Source organism: Aurantimonas endophytica (genome assembly GCF_014196845.1).
Lineage (GTDB): Bacteria > Pseudomonadota > Alphaproteobacteria > Rhizobiales > Rhizobiaceae > Aurantimonas > Aurantimonas endophytica.
In genome coordinates, this window is the sequence record NZ_JACIEM010000006.1 from 67779 (window position 1) to 82918 (window position 15140).

At 68.3% G+C, this 15140-nt stretch carries 18 protein-coding genes; 10 read left to right on the forward strand and 8 right to left on the reverse strand.

Annotation, left to right across the window (positions count from 1 at the left end; translation table 11 throughout):
• The first annotated feature begins 11 nt into the window (after window positions 1-11).
• Together GGR03_RS20700 and dnaQ are read left to right on the forward strand one after the other, a co-directional pair.
• A complete protein-coding gene (locus GGR03_RS20700) occupies window positions 12-404 on the forward strand; it encodes a RidA family protein (protein ID WP_183210701.1) in 393 nt (130 codons plus the stop codon).
• Window positions 405-539: 135 nt separating this feature from the next.
• Window positions 540-1262: a DNA polymerase III subunit epsilon gene (gene dnaQ / locus GGR03_RS20705; RefSeq protein ID WP_183210702.1), complete on the forward strand. Its 723-nt coding sequence runs from the start codon at window positions 540-542 to the stop codon at window positions 1260-1262.
• Window positions 1263-1353: 91 nt separating this feature from the next.
• On the opposite strand, the gene secB is transcribed toward dnaQ, so the two are convergent.
• Window positions 1354-1872: a protein-export chaperone SecB gene (secB, locus tag GGR03_RS20710; protein ID WP_183210703.1), complete on the reverse strand. Its 519-nt coding sequence runs from the start codon at window positions 1870-1872 to the stop codon at window positions 1354-1356.
• Window positions 1873-2046: 174 nt separating this feature from the next.
• A complete protein-coding gene (locus tag GGR03_RS20715; RefSeq protein WP_183210704.1) occupies window positions 2047-2577 on the reverse strand; it encodes an FxsA family protein in 531 nt (176 codons plus the stop codon).
• 176 nt (window positions 2578-2753) lie between these two features.
• Between GGR03_RS20715 and GGR03_RS20720 the strand changes: the two genes are divergently transcribed.
• The 5 genes from GGR03_RS20720 to GGR03_RS20740 all read left to right on the forward strand — a co-directional run bounded on the left by GGR03_RS20720 (window position 2754) and on the right by GGR03_RS20740 (window position 6437).
• Window positions 2754-3464 carry a Tim44/TimA family putative adaptor protein gene (locus GGR03_RS20720; protein WP_183210705.1) on the forward strand — a complete coding sequence of 237 codons (711 nt, stop codon included), beginning with the start codon at window positions 2754-2756 and terminating at the stop codon, window positions 3462-3464.
• 10 nt (window positions 3465-3474) lie between these two features.
• On the forward strand, window positions 3475-4581 hold the full coding sequence (mltA, locus tag GGR03_RS20725; RefSeq protein WP_183210706.1) for a murein transglycosylase A: 1107 nt from the start codon (window positions 3475-3477) through the stop codon (window positions 4579-4581).
• Complete coding sequence (locus tag GGR03_RS20730; protein WP_183210707.1) at window positions 4578-5129, forward strand: Smr/MutS family protein; 552 nt, start codon at window positions 4578-4580, stop codon at window positions 5127-5129. The genes mltA and GGR03_RS20730 overlap by 4 nt, the downstream gene beginning before the upstream one ends.
• Window positions 5126-5551 (forward strand): helix-turn-helix domain-containing protein, encoded by a 426-nt coding sequence (locus GGR03_RS20735; RefSeq protein WP_183210708.1) that lies wholly within the window; start codon window positions 5126-5128, stop codon window positions 5549-5551. Before GGR03_RS20730 ends, GGR03_RS20735 begins: the two co-directional genes overlap by 4 nt.
• A gap of 91 nt (window positions 5552-5642) precedes the next feature.
• The gene (locus tag GGR03_RS20740) at window positions 5643-6437 is read left to right on the forward strand and encodes a class II glutamine amidotransferase (protein WP_183210709.1); all 795 of its coding nucleotides are present in this window, start codon (window positions 5643-5645) and stop codon (window positions 6435-6437) included.
• Window positions 6438-6534: 97 nt separating this feature from the next.
• On the opposite strand, the gene GGR03_RS20745 is transcribed toward GGR03_RS20740, so the two are convergent.
• Entirely contained in the window at window positions 6535-7845 is a 1311-nt protein-coding gene (locus GGR03_RS20745) for a PQQ-dependent sugar dehydrogenase (protein WP_183210710.1), read from the reverse strand.
• 160 nt (window positions 7846-8005) lie between these two features.
• Window positions 8006-9310: an ATP-dependent protease ATPase subunit HslU gene (gene hslU, locus GGR03_RS20750; RefSeq protein ID WP_183210711.1), complete on the reverse strand. Its 1305-nt coding sequence runs from the start codon at window positions 9308-9310 to the stop codon at window positions 8006-8008.
• Between the two features lie 333 nt (window positions 9311-9643).
• Here hslU and GGR03_RS20755 point away from each other — a divergent pair, with 333 nt between their 5' ends.
• Both GGR03_RS20755 and GGR03_RS20760 read left to right on the forward strand, forming a co-directional pair.
• Window positions 9644-10354, forward strand: coding sequence for a helix-turn-helix transcriptional regulator (locus GGR03_RS20755; RefSeq protein ID WP_183210712.1), 711 nt, complete (start codon window positions 9644-9646; stop codon window positions 10352-10354).
• A 36-nt stretch (window positions 10355-10390) separates the two neighbouring features.
• A complete protein-coding gene (locus tag GGR03_RS20760) occupies window positions 10391-11005 on the forward strand; it encodes an alpha-ketoglutarate-dependent dioxygenase AlkB (protein WP_183210713.1) in 615 nt (204 codons plus the stop codon).
• 33 nt (window positions 11006-11038) lie between these two features.
• On the opposite strand, the gene coaA is transcribed toward GGR03_RS20760, so the two are convergent.
• The 3 genes from coaA to hisF are packed head-to-tail and all read right to left on the reverse strand — an operon-like array spanning window position 11039 to window position 13181.
• Window positions 11039-11998 (reverse strand): type I pantothenate kinase, encoded by a 960-nt coding sequence (coaA, locus tag GGR03_RS20765; protein WP_183210714.1) that lies wholly within the window; start codon window positions 11996-11998, stop codon window positions 11039-11041.
• Entirely contained in the window at window positions 11998-12345 is a 348-nt protein-coding gene (locus tag GGR03_RS20770; protein ID WP_183210715.1) for a phosphoribosyl-ATP diphosphatase, read from the reverse strand. Before GGR03_RS20770 ends, coaA begins: the two co-directional genes overlap by 1 nt.
• A gap of 29 nt (window positions 12346-12374) precedes the next feature.
• Entirely contained in the window at window positions 12375-13181 is an 807-nt protein-coding gene (gene hisF / locus GGR03_RS20775) for an imidazole glycerol phosphate synthase subunit HisF (RefSeq protein ID WP_183210716.1), read from the reverse strand.
• A gap of 314 nt (window positions 13182-13495) precedes the next feature.
• On the opposite strand from hisF, the gene GGR03_RS20780 reads away from it, so the two are divergent.
• Entirely contained in the window at window positions 13496-14335 is an 840-nt protein-coding gene (locus GGR03_RS20780) for an alpha/beta fold hydrolase (RefSeq protein WP_183210717.1), read from the forward strand.
• 27 nt (window positions 14336-14362) lie between these two features.
• Here the strand turns inward: GGR03_RS20780 and hisA are convergent, their stop codons facing one another.
• Window positions 14363-15103 (reverse strand): 1-(5-phosphoribosyl)-5-[(5-phosphoribosylamino)methylideneamino]imidazole-4-carboxamide isomerase, encoded by a 741-nt coding sequence (hisA, locus tag GGR03_RS20785; RefSeq protein WP_183210718.1) that lies wholly within the window; start codon window positions 15101-15103, stop codon window positions 14363-14365.
• Window positions 15104-15140: the final 37 nt, after the last annotated feature.

Below are 15140 nucleotides of genomic sequence, written 5' to 3' on the forward strand. Positions count from 1 at the left end.
GGAGTGCCATGATGGCCCAGCGCGACGCGATCTTCCCTGCCGGACGGCAGGCTCTCTACGACATCAACAAATACTCGGCGGCGATCCGGTCGGGCGACCTGCTGTTCGTCTCCGGCCAGGTCGGGAGCCGCGAGGACGGTTCGCCCGAGCCGGACTTCCCGGCGCAGGTCCAGCTGGCCTTCGACAATCTCGCCGCCGTGCTGACGGCAGCCGGCGCTACGTTCGATGACATCGTCGACGTGACGACGTTCCACACCGACCCGGAAAACCAGTTCGCGACCGTCAACGAAGTCCGCGCGACGGTCTTCGGCGAGCCGCCTTACCCGAACTGGACCGCGGTGGGCGTCAACTGGCTCTCCGGATTCGATTTCGAGATCAAGGTAATCGCGCGCCTGGCCGGTTGACGGCGCAAGCAGACGGACAGAAAGAACATAGAGAGAACATGTACTTAAGCTGGTGGATAGGGGCGCCTCGCCGTCCCTGTCGCCTTGCCTCGCCGACCGGCCTGCCCGAAAAGGAGACCGGAAGCGGAGTATCCCATGCGCGAAATCGTCTTCGACACCGAAACCACCGGGCTCGACCCGGCGGTCGAGCGCGTGGTCGAGATCGGTGCCGTGGAATTGTGGAACCACATCCCGACGGGCCGTAACTATCACACCTTCGTGCGGCCGGCCGGCCGCAAGGTCGATCCCGCCGCCTTCGACGTCCACGGCATCTCCGACGCCTTCCTCGTCGACAAGCCGCTGTTCGAGGAGATCGCGGAGGATTTCCTCGAGTTCTTCGCCGGGGCGCGGCTGATCGCCCACAATGCCGCCTTCGACGTGCAGTTCCTCAATGCCGAGCTGGCGCGGATCGGCCAGCCGCCGATCGATTCCAGCATGGTCATCGACACGCTGCCGATGGCGCGGCGCAAGTTCCCGATGGCGCCGGCGACGCTCGATGCGCTCTGCTCGCGCTTTTCGGTGGATACCAGCCGCCGCGACAAACACGGCGCGCTCCTCGACTCCGAGCTCCTCGCGGAGGTCTATATCGAGCTGATCGGCGGCCGGCAGGCAGCCCTGGGCCTCGTCGTCGACACTGGCGAGCCGCTGGAGGGCTCGGAGGCGGATCTCGGCCGCATCGGGCCGCGGCCGGTTCCGCTGCCGCCGCGCCTCTCGGCAGAAGAGATCGCCGCCCATGCCGGCTTCGTCGCCAGCCTCGGCAAGGACGCGCTGTGGTGGCGCTACATCGAGCGGCCGGAACCGGCCGCCGCGGCGTCCTGATCGACTGAAAGTCGAAAATGAAAAGGCCGGCGACATCGAACGATGCGCCGGCCTCTTTCGTCTGCGATCTGCGCCGGAGCGCGCCGTCGCCTCAGGTCGTCTGGACCTGCTGGCGGGCGCGTTCCTCGGCCATGCGCTGCTGGAACAGCTGCGCGAAGTCGATCGGGTCGATCATCAGCGGCGGGAAGCCGCCATTGCGGGTGACGTCGGCGATCACCTGACGGGCGAACGGGAAGAGCAGCCGCGGGCACTCGATGAACAGCACCGGCAGGAGATGCTCCTGCGGGAAGTTCTGCAGCTTGAAGACGCCGCCATAGTCGAGCTCGACATTGAACATCAGGTCGGCGCCCTCGCCGGCCTTTGCGTTGAGGCTCAGCCGCACGTCGTACTCGCCCTCGGTGCCCTGGATCGGGTTGGCTCCGACATTGACGCCGATATTGATCGCCGGCGCGCGCTTCTGGCCGCGCAGCGCCGCGGGCGCGTTGGGGCTCTCGAAGGACATGTCGCGGATGTACTGGGTGAGGATGTTGATGCTCGGCGGCGTGGCCGATGCCGGCGTCGCCGGCGTGCCGCCGTTGCCGCCTGACTGATGGTCGGTGGTGTCGGACATGACTGCTCCCGTCTCGCTTGTATCGTCGGCTTGGCGACCGCCTGCAGCGGCTCGTGCCGGGCTTGGGCCTGCCGAACGCCGCAGCGTCCTAGCCGGCCTGAAAGATCGGCGCGAGCGCTATCATGCGGGCGCTATCAGGACAAGGCGAGGTCGGCCGGGGGGCTGGAACAGACCTCAGTGCAGGATGCGGCGCGGCGGTTCGCCGTCCGGCGCGGACTGCCCGTCGGTCCCGCGCCATGGCGTGGTCGGGTCCGGGCGCCGCTCGAACTCGGCACCCGACAGGTCGACCACATCGGGATCGCCACGCGGTGCGGGTCCCGAGCCCCTGCCGAAGCCACCAGCCGCGACCACGACGACCCGGGCCTTCAGGAAATTCCAGACCGCGTCGCGGATCGCCGGCACGAACAGCAGGAAACCGAGCGTGTCGGTGACGAGGCCGGGCGTCAGCAGCAGGACACCGGCAATGGCGATCATCACGCCGTTGACGAGCTCACGCGCCGGCACCCGCCCGGCCCGCGTCTCGGCCTGGATGCGAGCCAGCGTGTCGAGCCCCTGGCGCCGCAGCAGCAGCGTCCCGAAGATGGCGGTGACGACCACGAGTCCCAGCGTCGGCCACAGGCCGATGAGGTTGCCGACGAGGATGAAGACGGCGATCTCGAGGATCGGGATCACCAGGAGCAGGACCGGGATCAGGGCAATGGGCATGGTCGGAATTCTCCTGCAGCTGTCTCTCCCGGCGTCCCGCCGGCGCGTTGCGGCATTCGGTCCGGGCCGTCCGCTGCGATCACAGAGATAGGAACGGTCGAAAGGAATTTGAATGCGTTGCCGTGCGTCTCTATATGGGGACGACAAGTGGTTCGGCGGAGAGGTGGCGACGCGCAATGAGTTTTGGGACGATCTTCTTCATAGTGCTCGCGGTGATCGTCCTGTTTCAGCTGCGTAACGTGCTCGGCCGTCGCACTGGCAACGAGCGCCCCCCCTTCGACCCCTACACGCGCACCGAAAAGCCGCGCGAGGATGCCGCCGCCGGCGGCAATGTCGTGACACTGCCGCATCGGCGCCTGCCAGACAACGGCGACCCGGCAACGCCTCGGCAGCCGTATGAGTCCATCGATCTCGTGGCACCGGCGGGTACCCCGCTGAACGCCGAGCTGCGGCGGATCTACGACAACGATCCGTCCTTCGATCCCAAGGAATTCCTCGAGGGCGCTAAGATCGCCTACGAGATGATCGTCACGGCCTTTGCCGACGGCGACCGCAAGCTCTTGAAGAACCTGCTGACTCCAGAGGTCTACCAGGGCTTCGAGCAGGCCATCATCGACCGTGAATCGCGGGGTGAGCGCATGCAGTCCTCCTTCGTCGGCATCGACGATGCGACGCTGGTCTCGGCCGAGCTCAAGGCGCGCGAGGCGCTGGTCACCGTGCGCATCGTCGCGCAGATGATCACTGCGGTCGTCACCCCTTCGGGCGAGGTCACCGACGGTGATCCCGAGACGGTCGTCGAAGTGAAGGACGTCTGGACGTTCTCGCGCGACACGCGCTCCCGCGATCCGAACTGGAAGCTCGCCGGCACCGAATCCGAAGAAGGCTGAGCCGGGGGCGATGGTCGCCTTCCGCCGCCGCCGCTTCGCCGACCTTCCCGAATGGTCGGCGGCGGAACACGGGCTCGCCTATGCCGCCTTCCGCCGCGGCGCGGGGAGGTTCCTTGCGAACGCCGTCCGCACCGGCACGCTCGGCATCGATGCCGCCGCCTTCCATGATGCCGCCGCGGCGGCCGTCGCGACAGAGCGCGACGGTGCTGAAGCGCGGGCGTTCTTCGAGCAGCATTTCGTGCCCCTGCAGATCGTTCCGGACGCCGTCGCGCCTGAAGGCGAGCACGGTTTCGTGACCGGCTACTACGAACCGGTCGTCGAAGCCTCGGCAGTCGAGACCTCGCGCTTCCGCTTCCCGCTCTACGCCCCGCCGCCGGAACTCGTGAAGATCGATGACGTGTCCCGTCCGCCGGGCATGGATCCCTCCTTCCGCTTCGCCCGGCGCAAATCCTGCGGTCTGCTCGAGGAGCATCCCGATCGCGCCGCCATCGAGGCCGGCCTGCTGCGCGGCCGCGGTCTGGAAATCGCCTGGCTCGCCGATCCCGTCGAGGCGTTCTTCATCCATATCCAGGGCTCGGCCCGGCTCCAGATAACCGACGGAAGCCAGCTGCGGGTCGGCTTTGCGGCAAAGTCCGGCCACCCGTTCACCGCGATCGGCCGGCTGCTGGTGGATTCCGGCGAACTCACCCTCGCCGAGGCCGACATGGACGGCATCCGGGCTTGGCTGGCGGCGCATCCGGAGCGCCAGCGCGCGCTGTTCGATCGCAACCGCTCGTTCATCTTCTTCCAGGAAACGGCCGTCGACGATCCGTCGCTCGGACCGGTCGGCGCGGCGCAGGTGCCGCTGACGGCGCTTGCCTCCATCGCCGTCGACCGCGAGCTCGCGACCTTCGGCGTGCCCTATTTCATCACCGCGTCGCAGCTCCCGATCGACAGCCGGCCGTTCCGCCGGCTGATGATCGCCCAGGATACCGGCTCGGCGATCATCGGGCCGGCGCGCGCCGACATCTATGTCGGCTCCGGCCCCGAAGCCGGGAAGATCGCCGGGCGCATCCGGCACGCCGCCGACTTCACCGTGCTGGTGCCGCCCTCGCTGGCCGAGAGCCTGGCGCGATGAGGCGCCGGCGCGGCCTCAGCGCCGAGGAAGCGCGGCTCTGGGCCGGCGTCGCGCGGTCGGCGATCCCGCTGAAGGGCCGATCCTATCCGCCGCTGCCGCCGGAGGTCCGGGTGGAGAAGCCGGCCACCCCGGCAAAACCCGCCGCCAAGCCGAATGCCGTACTGGCGCCCGTCAGGCCGAAGCACGAGCCACCCGTCTACCTCAGCCAGCATGCGATCGAGAAGCCGACGCGCCGCAAGCTCGCCAAGGGGCGGCTGGCGATCGACGCGCGGATCGATCTGCACGAGATGACCCAGCAGCGTGCCCATGACGCCCTGGTGGGCTTCCTGCGCCAGTCCCAGGCGATGGGGCTGCGGCATGTGCTGGTGATCACCGGCCGGGGCGGGACGGCCGGTTCCGCCTTCGGCTCGCGCGGCGTGCTGCGGCGGGTGGTGCCGCAATGGTTCACCGGGCCCGAGTTCCGCCCGCTCGTGTCGGGCTTCGACAGCGCCGAACGCCATCACGGCGGCGACGGCGCGCTCTACGTGCGGGTACGGCGGCCGCGATGACCCCCTTCGGCGAACGCATCCGGGCGCTGCGCAAGGAGCGCGGCGTCACCCAGGGCCAGATGGCCGCGGCACTCAACGTGTCCAGCGCTTATCTTTCCGCACTGGAGCATGGCCGCAGGGGCCGCCCGACATGGGATCTGCTGCAGCGCATCATCGGCTATCTGAACGTGATCTGGGACGATGCGGAGGAGCTCGAGCGCCTGGCGGCCCTGTCGCATCCCAAGGTGACGGTGGAGACCGCCGGGCTGAGCGCCGAGGCGACGACGCTCGCCAACCGGCTGGCGGAGTCCATCGCGATCCTGGCGCCGGACGACATCAGGAAGATCCTGGCGGAGGTCGAGCAGGCCGCCGAGCGCGCCGAGGCGGCGGTGCGCGAGAAGCGCCGCCGCCAAGCGGCCGGGAAAGGCCGCAGTTTCACGTGAAACCGTCAGCTTTAACCTGGCATTAACCATGCTTGGCGAAACGTGGAGGATGGGCCCGCAAGCGGCCCGCTCTAGCCCGGTGCCCCGCCAAATGTGCCGACTTCTCGCTTATGCCGGTCCGCCCATCCTCTTGGAAAAGCTGCTGGTCGAGCCGCGCGCCTCGCTGATTTCCCAGTCGCTGGCAGCGCGGGAGGCACGCACCATCGTCAATGGCGATGGCTGCGGGATCGGCTGGTACGGCGAGCGGCCCGAGCCCGGCGTCTATCGCGGCATCCTGCCAGCGTGGTCAGACGCCAACCTCGTCTCGCTCTGCCGCCAGATCCGCTCGCCGATGTTCGTGGCACATGTGCGCTCGGCGACCTCCGGCGAGGTGTCGACGGCCAATTGCCATCCCTTCACCGACGGGCGGCACCTCTTCATGCACAATGGCCAGATCGGCGGTTACCCGACACTGCGCCGCGCCGTCGACGCGATGATCCCGGACGCGCTCTATGCGCGCCGCCGCGGCACCAGCGATTCCGAAGCGATCTTCCTGGCGGCGCTTGGGAACGGGCTCGACGCTGATCCGGTCGGCGCGCTCGGCGCCACGCTGGAAGCCATCGAGGCGAAGGCCGCGGCGCAGGGCGTTGCCGAGCCGCTACGCTTTGCCGCCGTTCATGCCGATGGAGACAGTCTGTGGGCCTATCGCTGGTCCAGCGACGGCCACCCCCCGACGCTCTACTGGCGCCAGGCCGGCGACGGCGTGGTCGTGGCGTCCGAGCCCTGCGATGCGGGCTCCGAAGCCTGGAGCATGGTGCCGCCCGACTCCGTCATGACGATCGGCCGGGACGGATCACGCGAGATCAGCGCCTTCCGCCGGCCGGCCGTCACGCGCCAAGCGGCGTGAAGCCGGGCCACGGTCGACGACAAGAACCACCAATGAAGAAGGGCGGGCGCCGAAGCTGCCCGCCCTTCTTCTGACGTCCGTTCGAACCTTGCGCCGCCTACTGCTCGCGGGTCAGGCGCAGGATGGCCGAGGTGTCGGCATCCGGGTCTTCCGTGACGGCGTAGACAGCCCCGTCCGGACCGACGCGAACGTCGCGGATGCGGGCATCCAGCGGAACGCGCTCCTCGAAGGCAACCTGTTCGCCGGCCTCGTCCAGATGCACGACGACGAGTCCGGTGGTGACGAGCCCGCCGATCAGGAACGCATCCTGCCAGCTCGGGAACTCCTCGCCCTCGTAGAGCGCCATGCCGGAGGGGCCGATCACCGGATCCCAGTAATAGACCGGCTGCTCCATGCCCTCCTGGCTGGTGATGCCACCCTCGACCTGTTCGCCGGAATAGGCGACGCCGTAGGTGATGACGGGCCAGCCGTAATTGAGCCCTGCCTCCGGCATGTTCAGCTCGTCGCCGCCGCGCGGGCCGTGCTCGACGGTCCAAAGACGGCCCTCGGCGTCCAGTGCGGCCGACTGAAGATTGCGGTGGCCGTAGCTCCAGATTTCCGGCTGCGCGCCGTCCTCATCGGCGAAGGGATTGCCGTCGACCGCCTCGCCCGTCTCCGGATTGATGCGGAACACCTTGCCGAGGCCCGAATCGAGGTCCTGCGCCTGGTCGCGCGGCGGATCGTCCGACCGCTCGCCGACCGTCACGTAGAGGTCGCCATCGGGCGAGAACACCAGGCGCGAGCCGAAATGCTTGTCGCCGTCATAGCTCGGCATCTGCTGGAAGATGACCTCGACATCCTCCACGCTCCCGCCGCCATTGTCGTCGAGATTCAGCGTCGCGCGGCCGACCGACGTGCCGTTGCCGTCGTCTCTCGGCTCGGCGAACGAGAAGAAGATGCGGTTGCTGGTCTCGAAGTCGGGCGCCAGCGCAACGTCGAGCAGGCCGCCCTGGCCGGCCGATGCCACTTCGATCATGCCGCTGAGCGCGGTTCCGGCCTCGCCTTCCGCCGAGATCACGTGAAAGGCGCCTTCCTTGGTGGTCACCAGCATGCGGCCGTCCGGCAGGAACTCCATGGCCCAAAGCTGCGGCAGGTCCTCGGCCAGGGTCTCGACCGCCACCTCCGGCATGTCCGCCGGCTGCGGCGCGCGCGTCTGTTCCGGGAAGGCCGGCTGCTGGTCTGGTGCGTTGGCTGGCTGGGTCTCGACCGGCTCACCGGCCTGGACGCCCTCGTTTCCTTCAGCGGGCGGCTGGCCCTCGACCTGCTCGACGGGCGAGGCGTCACCGGTGGAGCCCTGGGAATAAGCCGGCGCGACGGCGAGACCGGCCGACAGGACGGTCCCGGTTAGCAGCAAGGTAAGTGTCTTCATGGGGAAATCTCCTCGAAGAAGGCATTGATTTGCAGCCGGAATCGGCCGCTGCGATGAATTCCACATGGGGCGCAGGCAAGCGGAGGAAACGAAAAAGCCCCGCGTCGGGGACGCGGGGCCGTTCACTTAAAATCTATGGAACGCAGGGTGCGACGAATCGTCAGAGAATGAAGCGCGACAGGTCGACATTACCGGCGATGCCATCGAGCGCCTTGTGGACATAGGCCGCATCGACCCGATAGCTCTCGCCGCCCTTGTCGGGCGCCTCGAACGAGATGTCGTCGAGGACCCGCTCCATCACCGTCTGCAGCCGCCGCGCGCCGATATTCTCGATCGAGCCGTTGAGCGACACGGCAAGGTCGGCGATGGCGTCGATCGCGTCGTCGGTGATCTCCAGGTCGACATTCTCGGTCTTCATCAGCGCCACGTACTGCTTGATCAGCGAGGCCTCGGTCTCGGTGAGGATGCGGCGGAAATCCTCCTTGGTCAGCGCCCGCAGCTCGACGCGGATCGGCAGGCGGCCCTGCAGCTCGGGCAAGAGGTCCGACGGCTTGGACACGTGAAATGCGCCCGAGGCGATGAACAGGATGTGATCGGTCTTCACCGGCCCGTGCTTGGTCGCCACCGTCGTACCCTCGACCAGCGGCAGCAGATCGCGCTGCACGCCTTCGCGGGAAACGCCGGCGCCACCGTGGCCGTCCTTGTTCGCCACCTTGTCGATCTCGTCGAGGAAGACGATGCCGTTGTTCTCGACGGCCGAGACGGCCTCGCGCACCAGCTGGTCCTGGTCGAGCAGCTTGTCGGATTCCTCGCCGATCAGAAGCTCGTAGCTCGCCTTGACGCTGGTCCGGCGCTGCTTGGTGCGCTGGCCCATCTTGCCGAACATTTCTGACAGGTTGAGCACGCCGATATTGGCGCCCGGCATGCCGGGAATCTCCATGCCGCCCATCGGATTGCCGCTATCGGCGATCTCGATGTCGATCTCCTTGTCGTCGAGTTCGCCGGCGCGCAGCTTCTTGCGGAAACTGTCGCGCGTCGCCGGCGAGGCGGTCTTGCCGACCAGCGCGTCGAGGACACGCTCCTCCGCGCCCTGGTGGGCCTTGGCCTTCACCTCCTCGCGCTTCTTCTCGCGCACCAGGCCGATGCCGATCTCGACGAGGTCGCGGATGATCTGCTCGACGTCGCGGCCGACATAGCCGACCTCGGTGAACTTGGTGGCCTCGACCTTGATGAAGGGCGCGCCGGCGAGCCGGGCGAGACGGCGGGAGATCTCGGTCTTGCCGACGCCGGTGGGTCCGATCATCAGGATGTTCTTGGGCATCACCTCTTCGCGCAGCGAACCTTCCAGCTGCTGCCGGCGCCAGCGATTGCGGAGCGCGACGGCGACCGCGCGCTTGGCGTCCTTCTGGCCAATGATGTGGCGGTCGAGTTCGGAAACGATCTCGCGGGGGGAAAAATCTGACATGGATATCTTCTTTTCGGGGAGTGCCGCCCCGTGTCGGCGGCAGAACGGTCGGCGCCAGCTGCGAGCGCCCTGCCGCTAGATGGGGGCCCGGGTCCGTCGCTGCCACCCCGGTGGCCGCGACCGGGTCCGCCGGCACGGGAAGGGTTCAATGTGGCAAGGTTTGCGGCCACACTGGCGGGGACCCGAATCGCGGTCGAATCGGCGGGGACAATTGAATCGGATAGCGAGCACGGCATGCCGTCTGGAATGCGCGGGGACCAAGCGAATGACACCCCAGGCAAGGACAAGGGGGACAGGATCGAGGCTTGCCTGCCCGCCCTCCGGGCTGCCGGCATGACGGGCGCCCTGGCCCGCCTTGCCGCCTTTCCGACGGACTGGGACGAGCCGTCGCTCCGCCGGCTTCTCGACGATGTCGCCGGCGATTACGGCTTTTCCCATGCGGCAGCGCTGGTCATGCCCTCGACCGACGATGGCGGCACCGCGACGCGGTTCCTGTTCGGCAACTGGTCCGACGGCTTCGTGCGCAGCTACGACCAGCTCGGGCTGCATCGCTTCAAGCTGGTGCTGGGCGCGCTCAAGACCGATCCGATGCCCTTCGTCTGGGACATCGACACGCTGTACGGCGCCGACGAGCCCGATCCGAGCCCGGCGGCCCGGATGCTCACGGCGGAGTCCTATCTGGCCGGCGCGCTGTTTCCCGTGCACGGGCTGACCGCCTTCAACGGCGCGCTGTCGCTCGCCGGGGCCGAACCCGATCTCTCGGCCCAGGCGCTGCGCGAGCTGCATGTCTTCGCCTTCGCCCTCTTCGGCATGCTGGCGGCGGCAAGATTCGAGGAAAACCGCCGCAACAATCCGCTTTCGGGGCGCGAGCGCGACTGCCTGAAGCTGGCCATGCTGGGCAAGACGTCCTCGGAGATCGGCCTCATCCTGTCCCTGTCGGAATACACGATCTCGCAATATCTGACTGCGGCGCAGCGCAAGATGAACGCCTCCAACCGCACCCATGCCGTCGCCCTCGCCGCGCAGCTCGGCTACCTGTCCTGAGCGACGCGCCGGCCCGGCGGCAATGAGGCCCTATCCGTGAACGTACTGCCCAAAGGCGTCCGGCACATACCGGGCCATCTCGACCGCGACGCGCAGATCGCGCTGCTGGACAGCATTCGGGCGGTGGTGGCGGAGGCGCCGCTCTATTCTCCGGAAATGCCCCGCACCGGCAAGAAGCTGTCGGTGCGCATGACCAATTGCGGTTCGCTCGGCTGGGTATCCGACCGCGCCGGCTACCGATACCAGCCGACCCATCCGGTGACCGGCAGGCCATGGCCGGCCATGCCGTCGTCGCTGCTGGCGCTGTGGGAGGAGGTCTCGGCCTACGACCATCCGCCGGAGGCCTGCCTGGTCAATTTCTATGCCGAGACGGCGAAGATGGGCCTCCACCAGGACCGCGACGAAAAGGATCTGGCGGCGCCCGTCGTCTCGATCTCGCTCGGCGACGACTGCCTGTTCCGCATCGGCGAGACGACACGGGGCGGACGCACCACATCGCTGCGGCTGCGCTCGGGCGACGTGGTGATCCTCGGCGGCGAGGGGCGGCTCTGCCACCACGGCGTCGACCGGATCTATCCGGCGACCTCGACGCTCCTGAAGAATGGCGGCCGGATCAACCTGACGCTGCGCCGGGTGACGGTTCCTGGCTGAGCGGCCGGCCGCTCGGCGCTTGCGCCCCCACGTTCAGAGTTTGCGCAGCGCCACCTGTTCGATGAGATGGTTCGGGCCCTTGCGCAGGATCAGGTCGGCGCGGGGCCGGGTCGGCAGGATGTTCTCGTAGAGATTCTTGCCGTTGATGTCGCGCCACAGCGCCTCGGCGATGGCCTGCGCCTCGTCCTCGGGGATCTGCGAGTAGCGGTGGAAGAAGGAATCCGCCTCGCGGAAGGCGGTCTCGCGCAGCCGCATGAAGCGCTCGACATACCAGCGGCGGATCTCCGCCTCGTCGGCGTCGATATAGATCGAATGGTCGAAGAAGTCGGAGACGAACGGCACTGCCTTTCCGTCCTTCGGCATCTCGCGCACCTGCAGGACGTTCAGCCCCTCGAAGATCAATATGTCCGGCCGGTCGATGGTGATCCGCTGGCCGGGCACGACGTCGTAGACGAAATGCGAATAGACCGGCGCCTCGACGCGGGGCCGGCCGGCCTTGATGTCGGAGAGGAAGCGCAGGATCGACCCGACGTCGTAGCTTTCCGGAAAGCCCTTGCGCTGCATCAGCCCTTCGGCCTCCAGCACGGCGTTCGGATAGAGGAAGCCGTCGGTGGTGACGAGATCGACCTTGGGAGAGGACGGCCAGCGGGCCAAAAGCTCCTTCAGGATGCGCGCCGTGGTCGACTTGCCGACCGCCACCGAGCCGGCGATGCCGATGATGAACGGGGTCTTCTTCACCGGCAGGCCGCCCGACAGGAAGCTCTGGCGCTGGCGGAACAGCAGCTGCGAGGATTCGACATGCGCGTAGAGCAGTCGCGACACCGCCAGATAGATCCGCGCCACCTCGTCGAGATCGACCGGATCGCCGATCGAACGCAGCCGGCGGACTTCGTCCTCGGTCAGCGTCAGTGGCGTGTCGGCCCGAAACTTCGCCCATTCCGCCGCGGTGAAGACGCGGTAGGGCGAGAATTTCGAGGGTGTCAGCTGGTCCATCATTCGTCGTGCGTACCGGCCCCGGATGCATCGGGCCTGGCGGCCTTCTCGGCGATGCCGCTCTGGCTGGTGCGGCGACCGAGCTCGGCCATGACGTCGGCCAGCGGCACCTTTCGGACCTGCAGCAGCACGATCAGGTGATAGAGCAGGTCGGCGCTTTCCGAGACGAGGCTTGCATCGTCCTGCGAGACGGCCGCGATCACCGTCTCCGTTGCCTCTTCGCCGAGCTTCTTGGCGACGTGTTCGACGCCGCGTGCCGCAAGCGTTGCCGTATAGGACGCTTTCGTGTCGCCGGATGCGGCTCGCGCGGCGACGATGGTCTCGAGATCGGCGAGGGTGAACTGCAAGCTTTTGAGCCTTTCGAAGAGCCGGGCGGTCAGGCCCGGTCGGCGATCGCCTGGAAGGCCGGATCGAGCCGCATCGGGATGCCGGCCTCCGCCATGTGGGCCTTGGCTTCGGCTATCGTGTGGGTGCCGAAATGGAAGATCGAGGCGGCCAGCACCGCCGCTGCGTGGCCGTCGCGCACGCCCTCGACCAGATGGTCGAGCGTGCCGACCCCGCCCGAAGCGATGACCGGCACGGCGACGGCATCGGCGACGGCGCGGGTCAGGTCGATGTCGAAGCCGGACTTGGTGCCGTCGCGGTCCATCGAGGTCAGCAGGATCTCGCCGGCGCCGAGCGAGACGACGCGGCGGGCGAACTCCACTGCGTCGATGCCCGTCGCGGTGCGGCCGCCATGGGTGAATATCTCCCAGCGCGGCGCGGCCGAGCCGTCGGCCACGCGCCGCGCATCGATGGCGACGACGATGCACTGGTCGCCGAATTTATGCGCCGCCTCGGCGACGAGCTCGGGGCGCTGCACCGCGGCGGTGTTGATCGACACCTTGTCGGCGCCGGCCAGCAGCAGGCGGCGCACATCCGCGACGGTGCGCACGCCGCCGCCGACGGTGACCGGCATGAAGCACTGCTCGGCGGTCCGGGAGACGACGTCGAGGATCGTCTCGCGATTGTCGGAGGAGGCGGTGATGTCGAGGAAGCAGAGCTCGTCGGCGCCGGCGGCGTCATAGGCGCGCGCCGCCTCCACCGGATCGCCCGCGTCGACCAGACCCTCGAAATTGACGCCCTTGACCACCCGTCCGTCCTTGACGTCGAGACACGGAATGATGCGCGCCTTGAGGGTCATGGAAGGTGCCTGGTCTGCCGCGGCGCGCCGCGAGCCATCGCGGCGCCGGGAGCGGCGCATTGCTGGCGAAAAAGGATCGGATCGGGAACGGGCATCGTCGAGGGCGCCGGCCGGTTGCTGTGCTGGTGCGCGCCTTATGCGACGCCGCGAGGGAACTCGGCAAGAGGCAGCGCGAATCGGCTCCTGGCGGCGAACCATCGCCGAAGCCGCAAGTCGGCCGCGAATTCGCGGCCGACTTGCCGACCGATGCCTGTATAGGCTTGGCGGGACCACCGTCCGGTCGGACGAAGCAGCCATCAGCGGGAAGCCTGATCGTGACATTGCAAGAGACCCTGGCCACGCGATCGGTCGTCGCCGGCGACCTCACCGTCGCCTATCTCGAGGCAGGCCCGGTATCGGCCCTGCCGGTGCTGTGCCTGCACGGCGCGGTGCAGACCAAATCCGTCTGGCGTCCGCAGATCGCCGGGCTGGCGAGCGACTACCGCCTGCTGGCGCCGGACCTGCGCGGCCATGGCGAGACGCTGGGCGATACGACCGCGATGTCCGTCGAGAGCCTCGCGGTCGACGCGTTCGGCTTCCTCGACGCGCTGGGGATCGAGCGCGCCGCCCTCTGCGGCGTCTCGCTGGGCGGCATGGTGGCGCTGGAAATGGCGGCGCACCGGCCGGCGCGCGTCGCCGCGATGGTGCTCGCCGACACGCCGCTGGCATTGTCGCTCCACGGGCCGTTGCGGGCGGCGCTGGAATGGCTCGGGCCGCAGCGCATCCTGCCGGCGGCGTTCGCGCTTCTCGGCCAGCACCGCACGGCGCGCTGGGGCATTGCCGGCGCAAAGAGGATCTTCGGCGAGGAATGGGTCGGCGCGGATGCCGAGCGGCATTTCGTCGAAGGATTTTCAACCATGCCGGCCGACGCCGTGGTGGCCGCCTATGCGGCGATCGTCGCGGCCGACCCGGCGGCGATCCGCGCCCTCGACATCGCCTGCCTCGTCATCATCGGCCGCCACGAGACGCAGCTGGTCATCGACCACGCCGGCGAGATCGCCCGCCGCATCGGACGGGCGGAGATCGTCACCGTCGAGGCCGGGCACGTCTCCAATCTCGACGCGCCGGAAGCGTTCAACGCCGCGGTGGCGTCGTTCCTGGCGGAGTCGTCATAAGCCTCCGAATGATGGTGCCGGCTGAAGTCAGCCCGCCGCGCCGAGCACCCGCAGCGCCTCGGCGGCGTCGATCCGCCCGTCATAGAGCGCCCGGCCGGAGATCGCGCCTTCCAGGAGCTGCGCGTCCGGCATGGTGAGCCGCACCACGTCGGCGATCGAGGCAAGGCCGCCCGAGGCGATCACCGGGACCGACACGGCGCCGGCGAGATCGATGGTCGCCTCCCAGTTGATGCCGGCCAGGATCCCGTCCCGGTCGACGTCGGTGTAGATGATCGCCGCGACGCCGGCATCCTCGAACTGCCGGGCGAGGTCGACGGCGGTCAGCTGCGACGTCTCCGCCCAGCCCTCGACCGCCACCTTGCCGCCCTTGGCGTCGATGCCGACGGCGATGCGGCCGGGAAACCGCTTCGCCGCCGCCCTGACGAGGTCCGGATCGCGCACCGCCACGGTGCCGAGGATCACCCGTGACAGGCCCTTTTCGAGCCAGGCCTCGATGTCGGCCATCGTCCGGATGCCGCCGCCGAGCTGCACGCGCATGTCCTGGCCGACCGCCGCGATGATCGCGTCGACGGCTGCGCCATTGACCGCCCGGCCCTCGAAGGCGCCGTTGAGATCGACGACGTGGAGATGGGTGAAGCCCGCATCGCGGAACTCACGCGCCTGCGCCGCCGGATCGGCGTTGTAGATCGTGGCCTCTTCCATCAGCCCGAGCTTGAGGCGCACGCAGGCGCCGTCCTTGAGGTCGATGGCGGGAAAGAGAATGGGCATGGGCTCTCGCAGAAGGGTCGGGAAGACCGCTTCTTCC

Excerpts from the sequence above, each read along its gene's own strand:
- GGR03_RS20735 (WP_183210708.1), top strand. The coding sequence starts at position 5,126 with ATGACCCCCTTCGGCGAACGCATCCGGGCGCTGCGCAAGGAGCGCGGC.
- GGR03_RS20715 (WP_183210704.1), bottom strand. The coding sequence starts at position 2,577 with ATGCCCATTGCCCTGATCCCGGTCCTGCTCCTGGTGATCCCGATCCTC.
- GGR03_RS20745 (WP_183210710.1), bottom strand. The coding sequence starts at position 7,845 with ATGAAGACACTTACCTTGCTGCTAACCGGGACCGTCCTGTCGGCCGGT.
- GGR03_RS20730 (WP_183210707.1), top strand. The coding sequence starts at position 4,578 with ATGAGGCGCCGGCGCGGCCTCAGCGCCGAGGAAGCGCGGCTCTGGGCC.
- mltA (WP_183210706.1), top strand. The coding sequence starts at position 3,475 with ATGGTCGCCTTCCGCCGCCGCCGCTTCGCCGACCTTCCCGAATGGTCG.
- hisA (WP_183210718.1), bottom strand. The coding sequence starts at position 15,103 with ATGCCCATTCTCTTTCCCGCCATCGACCTCAAGGACGGCGCCTGCGTG.
- GGR03_RS20700 (WP_183210701.1), top strand. The coding sequence starts at position 12 with ATGGCCCAGCGCGACGCGATCTTCCCTGCCGGACGGCAGGCTCTCTAC.
- secB (WP_183210703.1), bottom strand. The coding sequence starts at position 1,872 with ATGTCCGACACCACCGACCATCAGTCAGGCGGCAACGGCGGCACGCCG.
- hisF (WP_183210716.1), bottom strand. The coding sequence starts at position 13,181 with ATGACCCTCAAGGCGCGCATCATTCCGTGTCTCGACGTCAAGGACGGA.
- GGR03_RS20740 (WP_183210709.1), top strand. The coding sequence starts at position 5,643 with ATGTGCCGACTTCTCGCTTATGCCGGTCCGCCCATCCTCTTGGAAAAG.
- hslU (WP_183210711.1), bottom strand. The coding sequence starts at position 9,310 with ATGTCAGATTTTTCCCCCCGCGAGATCGTTTCCGAACTCGACCGCCAC.
- GGR03_RS20755 (WP_183210712.1), top strand. The coding sequence starts at position 9,644 with ATGACGGGCGCCCTGGCCCGCCTTGCCGCCTTTCCGACGGACTGGGAC.
- coaA (WP_183210714.1), bottom strand. The coding sequence starts at position 11,998 with ATGGACCAGCTGACACCCTCGAAATTCTCGCCCTACCGCGTCTTCACC.
- GGR03_RS20720 (WP_183210705.1), top strand. The coding sequence starts at position 2,754 with ATGAGTTTTGGGACGATCTTCTTCATAGTGCTCGCGGTGATCGTCCTG.
- dnaQ (WP_183210702.1), top strand. The coding sequence starts at position 540 with ATGCGCGAAATCGTCTTCGACACCGAAACCACCGGGCTCGACCCGGCG.